Here is a 7,534-nt window from a genome sequence, read left to right as displayed (position 1 = left end):
TTCAACAACCTGCTTGAAGATTGCCGCCGTCCAGATGGCGAGTTGGCCCGTGTTGACTTTGCCAAGCACGCAGAAGCTCAAGGTGCAATTTCCGAGAAACTGACGTCTGTTGACGAGTTTGATGCTGCCTTTGCCCGCGCGAAAGAAGCGGACCGCACTTACGTGATTGTGGTTGATATCGACCCTGTATCCCCTGCGGCATGGTCTAAGTGTGACTGCTGGTGGGAAGTGGGTTTGCCTGAAGTGACGCGCAACGAAGAGACGGCGAAGAAAGTCGCTGACTGGGAAGAAGGCCGAGCGACTCAAAGACGCGGCGTCTAACCGAAAAAGAATTCCGAACATTTAAATCTTTATATTTCTAATAATTTACCCGCAGGTATCACAGCTAGCTACATAAAGCATAAGGTGGTCGTGATACCTGCCAAGGAGTGAAGCAATGTTTAATGAAGAACGTCATTTTGACCAACCAATCCGCTGGGCAATGGTAGGTGGTGGCCGTGGTAGCCAGATCGGTTACTCACACCGCAACGCAGCACTGCGTGATGGTCTGTTCAAATTGGTTGCCGGTGCTTTCGATCTAGATCCAGCGCGCTGCCGCGATTTTGGTGAAAACCTAGGTCTAGATGGTGATCGTTGCTACGCCAACTACCAAGAGATGTTCGAGCAAGAAGCACAGCGTGAAGACGGTATCCAAGCTGTTTCTATCGCAACACCTAACTCGACCCACTACGCCATTTGTAAAGCAGCGCTAGAAGCAAACCTACACGTAGTGTGTGAAAAGCCAATCACTTTCACTACCGAAGAAGCAGAAGAGCTGAAAGAAATTGCGGCGAAAAACAACCGCGTTATCGGTGTGATGTACGGTTACAGCGGTTTCCCAATGGTTCAGCAGGCGCGTGAAATGGTTCAGCGTGGCGACCTAGGTGAAATCCGTGTTATCAACATGCAGTTTGCTCACGGCTTCCACAACGAAGAGTACGAACTGAACGATCCAGGCCTGAAGTGGCGTGTAAGCCCTGAAGTATCTGGCCCAACTTACGTACTGGGTGATATCGGTACTCACGCATTCTACCTATGCGAAGTGATGACAGGCCTTGAGGTTGACCGTCTATCTTGCATGCGTCAGAGCTTCATCAAGTCGCGCACTCCGTTAGAAGATAACGCACACGTAATGATGGAGTTCAAAGGCGGCGCTGTCGGCACGCTTTGGGCATCAGCGGTGAACTCGGGCTCGATGCACCAGCAGAAGATCCGCATCGTCGGCTCTAAAGCGTCTATCGAATGGTGGGATGAGCAACCAAACCAACTTCGCTACGAAGTGCAAGGCGAGCCATCTCGTCTACTAGAGCGCGGTATGGGTTACCTACACCAAGATGCACCGGGTGTGGCATCTAACCGTGTTGGTGGTGGTCACGCTGAAGGTTACTTCGAGTCTTGGGCAAACTTGTACCACCGCTTTGCGCTGGCATTCGATGCGGCTGACCGCGACGACCAAGCTGAACTAGCAGGTATCTGGTTCCCAGGTATTGACGCGGGTATCGAAGGTGTACGCCTTTGTGAGAAATGTGTTGAGTCTGCAGATCAAAATGCGGCTTGGGTAGATTACGAGTAATAGGAACGGACCATGACAAAGATTGCACTTCAGCAAGACCGTAAGCTGGATGCCATCGTGTTGGGACGTGCGGGCGTAGATCTTTACGCCCGTGAATCAAACACGGACATGGCTGATATTTCAGGTTTCAACAAATTCGTCGGTGGCTCAGCTGCCAACATTGCAGTGGCTGTAAACAGACTTGGCGGCAAGGTAGGGTTTATCGGTTGTGTCGCTGATGATGCATTCGGCGGCTATGTGAAGCAGTACATGTCAGGTCAGGGGATCAACCTTGACGGCATGATGACAGACAATTCAGGCTCGCGTACGTCAGTGGCGTTTACCGAGATGAAGCCAAGCGACTGCACGGTATTGATTTACCGCAACAAGGCCTCTGATCTGACCATTAAGCCAGAGCAGGTCGACCCAGAGTACATCGCAAGTTCGAAAGTATTGGTGGTAACCGGTACGGCGCTTTCAGAAAGCCCGAGCCGTGAAGCAACGCTTATCGCGATGGAGCATGCACGCCGCAGCAACACGTTAGTGGTTCTGGATGTTGATTACCGTCCGTATTCATGGCGCACCGACGTTGACGCATCAATTTACTACGGTATCGCCGCGGGTCTATCCGACATCGTGATCGGTAACCGTGAAGAGTTCGACATGATGGAAACCGTGCTGGCACCGGGTAACACCGACGATGATGCAACGGCTGACCGCTTCCTTCGCGCAAACACCCAGGTGGTGGTGGTTAAAGCCGGTGAGTTTGGTTCCAAAGTGTACTGTCGAGACGGTCATAAATTCCAGCAGGGTATATTCCGCGTGGACGTGCAGAAGCCATTTGGCTCTGGCGATTCATTTGCAGGCGGCCTGATTTGGACACTGGTTAACGGTGGCGAACTGGAAGACGGCGTCAAGCATGGTTCAGCAGCAGCGGCGATTAACGTCAGCGGTAACAGCTGTACTGAAGCGATGCCGACCAAAGAACAATTATTCGATTTTATTGAGACCAGAGAACAAAGCCTGTAACTGGTGCGGTAAGCATTGAGTTACTGGTTATTTTGGTCAGCCGGGTCAGTACTGCATGGATCTTCAGTCTTCCGTCAGTACACACCATCGAGACCCGGCTTTTTTATTCCCCAAAGCTTAAGTCAACAGGCCCTGATATCAGGCCTAAATAGCAGAACCATATAATTACAAGGCTGTACTGGTTGAAAGGATGATCAGGGCAGTGAGGAGAGAGTCATGGGTAAGCATATCCCACCGTTTGATAATAAGAACCAACCTATCATCGACATCAACGATGAAGTCACACCGCTGTGTTATTTCAACCAAGTACGCCTGTCGCAAGGCGAACAGCACCAGCACGTTGTTGAAGGCTATGAGTCAGTGATTGTACTGGCTGGTGGTACCTGTTCAATCAAGGTAACCAACGGCGAAAGAACCGAAGTATTCGACAATATCGGTCAGCGTAAATCTGTGTGGGAAGGCAATCCTGAATCTGTCTATGTCCCGCTTGGCTATACCGCAGAAATTGAGTGTGTGAGTGACACCGCTGACGTGATGATTGCCGGTGGTAAGTTCGAAGAGTCGCTAGAACCCTTCTGTAGCCGTGAAGATGAAGTCGATATGGTGCAGTACGGCTCTGACGACACCAAAACCCACCGTAAGATCAAACACGTACTAGGTCAATCTAATGCCGACAAGCGTGGTCGTCTGTTGGTCAGCGAGTTGTTTACTGTTGGTGCGGGTGGCTGGTCTGGTTTCCCTCCTCACAAGCATGATGAAGATCGCGTTAAGCCTGACGGTAGCAAAGAGACACTGTACGAAGAAGTGTACCAGTTCCGTTTCAACCCTGATTTTGGTTTCGGTGCCCAGTTCCTGTATGAGCACGAAGATGACTTTGGTCCGGTTTACCACGTGCGTACCGGCTCAGTGATTGCTATCGACAAAGGCTATCACCCAAGTGTCGCGGCACCGGGTTACGAGATGTATTACTTCACCATTATCGTCGGCAAAACGGAGAAGTCGCTGATCCAGCACTTTGACCCACACCATGAGTATCAAGTAGAGACGATCCCTGGCATCAAGGACATGATCGCTAAGTTCAAATAACACGGAGGCTTACCAATATGCTCGTTAATTTAAAAGATCTTTTGCCTGAAGCTGCGGCTTCTGATTATGCCGTACCTTGCTTTAACGTGTTTGGCTACGAAGATGCTCGTGCAGTGGTTGAAGCGGCAGAAGCGGTTAACAAACCCGTGATCCTTGCTTGTAACAAAGATGTGGCTGATTTCTACGGGGTAGAAACCGCTGCGGCAATGTTGCTGCCATTGGCGAAAAACAGCTCGGTGCCTGTGTGCTTACACTTGGATCATACCTACGAAGAAGAGATCGTCTTCAAGGCGTTGAAAGCCGGCTTTAGCTCCGTGATGTTTGATGGTTCTCAGCTGTCGCTTGAAGAGAACATTGCCCGTACTCGCGCCGTGGCCGATGTTGCCCATGCATTGGGTGCTTCGGTAGAAGGTGAGATTGGCTCGGTACCTTATGATGAAGGCCGTGACCATATTAAATCTATCTATACCGAAGCCGAAGAAGCTGTGCGTTTTGCCACTGAAAGTGGTGCGGATTGTGTCGCTGTATCGGTAGGTAACGTGCACCGTTTGACTGAGCCTACATGCACCATTGATTTTGGCCGCTTGGACAAGATTGCCAGCATGGTTGATATTCCGCTGGTTATCCACGGTGCCAGTGGTATCCGCGATGAAGATATGGAAGAACTCAAGCGTACCCGTGTATCGAAATTCAACATTGGTACCTGCTTGCGCCAAGCGCTGGGCAATAACTTGCGTGGCTTCATGAATGAAGAACCTGAGAAATTTGACCGGATTTATTTTATGCAGAAGGCCATGCCATTTGTGAAGGAAGAAGCAATTCGTAATATCAAGCTGCTGTCATAACCACTGTCGTAAAAATGTTGCCCTGTTAATCGCAGGGCTTTTTTTTCTTGTCGGTATCAGCGAGGGGGAGCATTAACATATGGAAGTCGCCGAACGAGTCGCCACGAGACAAAGCGCCCAAGATTTAGATCTAGACACATTGAAGGATCAAATCATTAGGCAATATGATGATTTAAGTCCTCGCCTTCAGCAAGTGGCAGATTTTGCTATGGCGCAACCGATGCTGGTGGCGGTTGAAACTATGGTCACCATTGCCCAGCAAGCCAATGTGCCTTTGTCTACCCTTAGCCGTTTTTCCAGTGCGATGGGGTTCTCAGGGTTTAGCTCGATGCAGGCAGTCTTTCGCAATCACTACTTCAATCGTCCACGCGATTACAAAGAGCGGGTACGTAAAGCAAGAAACGAAGCTGAGTTTGGCCCAGATTCAGCCGCTGCTATTTTCCATGATTTTGGTCAGGCAAATATTGAGGCGATGGAGCACCTGCAAATATCCGTGTCTCCACAGAAACTCGATAGGGCCGTCAGCTTACTGGAAGGGGCTGAAACCATTTATATCCAGGGGATGCGACGGGCTTATCCCGCCGCATTCTATTTTTGGTATGCCTTGATGAAGTCTAACAACAACGTGGTTTTGGTCGATGATAACGGTGGAATGCTATCGCCAATGACACGTTTGATGAGCGACAAAGATGTATTGGTCACCTTTACATTTACCCCTTATGCGCCAGAAACCACAGAGGTTATTGAGTTCGCCCATCAAAAGAACGTACCGATTGTCGCCATCACCGATAACCAGATGATGGCGCAGGGGAGCATAATGGATGTGTGCTTTGAAGTACAAGAAGGTGACAACTTGGGCTTCCGATCATTAAGCTGCTCGGTGTATCTTGCCCAGACACTGGCGGTGAGTTTGATGTGTAAAGATACCAAATAGAGCCTTGCTACGAGGCTCTATATGAAGATACATATGTTGGCAAATAATCACCATAATCGCGCAGAGCTATTAGGAGTAGGAGCCTATTAAAGAGTGGCGTTACCTGTATCTAATGATATTGGTTGCTTCAGCATGTGATTCAACCTTTAACCTGTCAAGCTCTCAAATAGCGACCTCTTGGCCAGAGACTTCTTAACTTGCTCCAGCCACTCGGCCCCTTCGGTCTCAAAGTAATCCCGCGTTGTTTCGTAGCCTAATGTGTAGAGTGTTTTCAGACTGTCGTTATTGACGTTGAAGGATCCCCACCGATCAATACCTTCTGGCGAGAGGCTGATATCGGGCAGTTTGATGCTTTTTAATAAGTGAGTAGAACTGTAGATCTCGAATACCCGGTCAAGAATGTCAAAGGCATCGGAGAACTCATGATTGGCTTTATGCTCTAATGGGCTTAAGTACATACCGAGATGGGCACGGCAAAGGCCGTGGATGAGATCGGTCGGGTAGTTATTGGTGATACCACCGTCAGCAAACAGCTTATCGCCGATTTTTACCGGGGTGAACATACCCGGATAGGCGGCAGAAGCCAGCAGAGCCTGAATGAGTTCCCCTTCTTTGATGACGACTTGTTGTGCAGCATTGAGATCAGTCGTCGCCACAAAGAGCGGGATGTCTAGAGCATCAAAGTTATCTCGTTTGATCCAACCGTGAAAATGACTGTGCAGTTTTTCAGAGTTAATCAATCCCAGCTTGTTGAATGAAAAGCTGCTGACTTTAAACATCTGGCTTTCAACAAAAAATGTCAGAATTTTCTCGGGGCTATGACCGGCAGCATAGAGAGCGCCAACTAACGCGCCCCCACTTGCTCCAGATATCACATCCGGTTTTACGCCCTGCTCGTCGAGGTATTGCAACATACCGATTTGCGCCATGCACTTAGAGCCACCGCCAGACAGGGTGAGCCCGAACTTATAGGGTTTTGAGTTGAAGAATGATGATGGCAACGTCTCTATCCTGCTTAGACCAGATTCAAACTGCTAATATATCACCAACTCAGCAAGCGTCATGGCGATATTGTGTAAATCTCGTACCTGGTTTATTGGCCGGGATCGGCTTTCGTCGGGATTCGGTGTAGCGCAACGTCGTCAACCTCTGTGGCGGAGTGACCTATGAAATCATGGGAAACCTTGGGCATGGTATGACATCACCGATGATCTTCTGCAGTTCGATTATATCAACCAGCCCTTACCGCTCTGGTTCTGGTGATGTTATCTCCAGTGCTCTATTCGTTTTTATAGAAATATATTTTATACCAATCTGGATAAGTAGTTGATCAAGTATTTGCACTGGAAAAATCGTTGTTATCAAGGCAGAGATTGCAGTAACTAGTGGCTCTAATTACAAAATATCTAACATAGAGAACAGCGATTTTAACCTGCAAGACTGATCAAATATTTATGTAGGTTGGTATTACAGTATCCATTTATTTCCCGGAGTGTCGCACTTATTATCTGAAAATTGGTATACAAGCTATAAAGTTGTTTGTAGCGATCACATTTCTTGAAAATAAGTATATATGAGTAAGAATAACTATAGGATACTTAAATCATTGCTTTTTCTTATAGGAACATTAGATGAGCGTGTACTTAAAATTGCGATCTACTTCGGTGCTAGCACTGTTAGCCTGGTATAACTTAGATCACAAACTTTCCTTTCACCTGTCTTCAGAATAAACGCTAGAGGCGTATTATTGCGTCGTCTCGAAAACACTCAGAACATTTAAATTAGTTGCTGTTTTTATGGGTTTATACTTGCAAAAGTAAAGGTGTTTTAACACGCTTAACCTTTAATACCAACTAAGTATCTTAATTTCATGTGTGAATATGGGGTGAATATGTGCTTTCAATGGGCAAGTCCATTGTTGCCGCTGCCGTTGGTAATGCAGTGGTACAATGAAGACTACAAGCTATCTGACTTTTTTCCTTCAAAATAAATAATAGGAGTCGTTACACTCCTACCATTTTAAATTGAACTAATACTCTCGATATTTCG

8 protein-coding genes and 1 pseudogene are annotated in these 7,534 nt (G+C 47.9%); 8 read left to right on the top strand and 1 reads right to left on the bottom strand.

Going from position 1 to position 7,534, the window contains the following annotated elements:
- From ACVA53_RS19140 to ACVA53_RS19115, 6 genes and pseudogenes are all read left to right on the top strand, one after another.
- Window positions 1-321 (top strand): annotated as a pseudogene (locus ACVA53_RS19140) (3D-(3,5/4)-trihydroxycyclohexane-1,2-dione acylhydrolase (decyclizing)); the annotation flags it as partial.
- Window positions 322-436: 115 nt separating this feature from the next.
- Window positions 437-1,612 carry a Gfo/Idh/MocA family protein gene (locus tag ACVA53_RS19135; RefSeq protein WP_446505964.1) on the top strand — a complete coding sequence of 392 codons (1,176 nt, stop codon included), beginning with the start codon at window positions 437-439 and terminating at the stop codon, window positions 1,610-1,612.
- Window positions 1,613-1,624: 12 nt separating this feature from the next.
- Window positions 1,625-2,620: a 5-dehydro-2-deoxygluconokinase gene (gene iolC / locus ACVA53_RS19130; RefSeq protein ID WP_446505963.1), complete on the top strand. Its 996-nt coding sequence runs from the start codon at window positions 1,625-1,627 to the stop codon at window positions 2,618-2,620.
- A 216-nt stretch (window positions 2,621-2,836) separates the two neighbouring features.
- Window positions 2,837-3,706 (top strand): 5-deoxy-glucuronate isomerase, encoded by an 870-nt coding sequence (locus tag ACVA53_RS19125; protein ID WP_255045231.1) that lies wholly within the window; start codon window positions 2,837-2,839, stop codon window positions 3,704-3,706.
- A 17-nt stretch (window positions 3,707-3,723) separates the two neighbouring features.
- On the top strand, window positions 3,724-4,551 hold the full coding sequence (locus tag ACVA53_RS19120; RefSeq protein WP_255045232.1) for a class II fructose-bisphosphate aldolase: 828 nt from the start codon (window positions 3,724-3,726) through the stop codon (window positions 4,549-4,551).
- A 79-nt stretch (window positions 4,552-4,630) separates the two neighbouring features.
- Window positions 4,631-5,485, top strand: a complete 855-nt coding sequence (locus tag ACVA53_RS19115; RefSeq protein WP_255045233.1) for a MurR/RpiR family transcriptional regulator — start codon at window positions 4,631-4,633, stop codon at window positions 5,483-5,485.
- A gap of 146 nt (window positions 5,486-5,631) precedes the next feature.
- Here the strand turns inward: ACVA53_RS19115 and ACVA53_RS19110 are convergent, their stop codons facing one another.
- Window positions 5,632-6,486 carry a patatin-like phospholipase family protein gene (locus ACVA53_RS19110; RefSeq protein WP_446505962.1) on the bottom strand — a complete coding sequence of 285 codons (855 nt, stop codon included), beginning with the start codon at window positions 6,484-6,486 and terminating at the stop codon, window positions 5,632-5,634.
- 630 nt (window positions 6,487-7,116) lie between these two features.
- On the opposite strand from ACVA53_RS19110, the gene tnaC (ACVA53_RS19105) reads away from it, so the two are divergent.
- Both tnaC (ACVA53_RS19105) and tnaC (ACVA53_RS19100) read left to right on the top strand, forming a co-directional pair.
- Window positions 7,117-7,215, top strand: coding sequence for a tryptophanase leader peptide (gene tnaC / locus ACVA53_RS19105; protein ID WP_373689592.1), 99 nt, complete (start codon window positions 7,117-7,119; stop codon window positions 7,213-7,215).
- 140 nt (window positions 7,216-7,355) lie between these two features.
- Window positions 7,356-7,475 carry a tryptophanase leader peptide gene (gene tnaC, locus ACVA53_RS19100; RefSeq protein WP_446505961.1) on the top strand — a complete coding sequence of 40 codons (120 nt, stop codon included), beginning with the start codon at window positions 7,356-7,358 and terminating at the stop codon, window positions 7,473-7,475.
- Window positions 7,476-7,534: the final 59 nt, after the last annotated feature.

Source organism: Photobacterium sp. DNB23_23_1, assembly GCF_052873815.1.
The sequence above is the reverse complement of the archived record's forward strand: the minus strand, read 5'-3'. Positions and strand labels throughout refer to the sequence as shown.

Coding starts and splice junctions, on each gene's coding strand:
- iolC (WP_446505963.1), top strand. CDS start 1,625: ATGACAAAGATTGCACTTCAGCAAGACCGTAAGCTGGATGCCATCGTG.
- tnaC (WP_446505961.1), top strand. CDS start 7,356: ATGTGTGAATATGGGGTGAATATGTGCTTTCAATGGGCAAGTCCATTG.
- tnaC (WP_373689592.1), top strand. CDS start 7,117: ATGAGCGTGTACTTAAAATTGCGATCTACTTCGGTGCTAGCACTGTTA.
- ACVA53_RS19125 (WP_255045231.1), top strand. CDS start 2,837: ATGGGTAAGCATATCCCACCGTTTGATAATAAGAACCAACCTATCATC.
- ACVA53_RS19135 (WP_446505964.1), top strand. CDS start 437: ATGTTTAATGAAGAACGTCATTTTGACCAACCAATCCGCTGGGCAATG.
- ACVA53_RS19120 (WP_255045232.1), top strand. CDS start 3,724: ATGCTCGTTAATTTAAAAGATCTTTTGCCTGAAGCTGCGGCTTCTGAT.
- ACVA53_RS19115 (WP_255045233.1), top strand. CDS start 4,631: ATGGAAGTCGCCGAACGAGTCGCCACGAGACAAAGCGCCCAAGATTTA.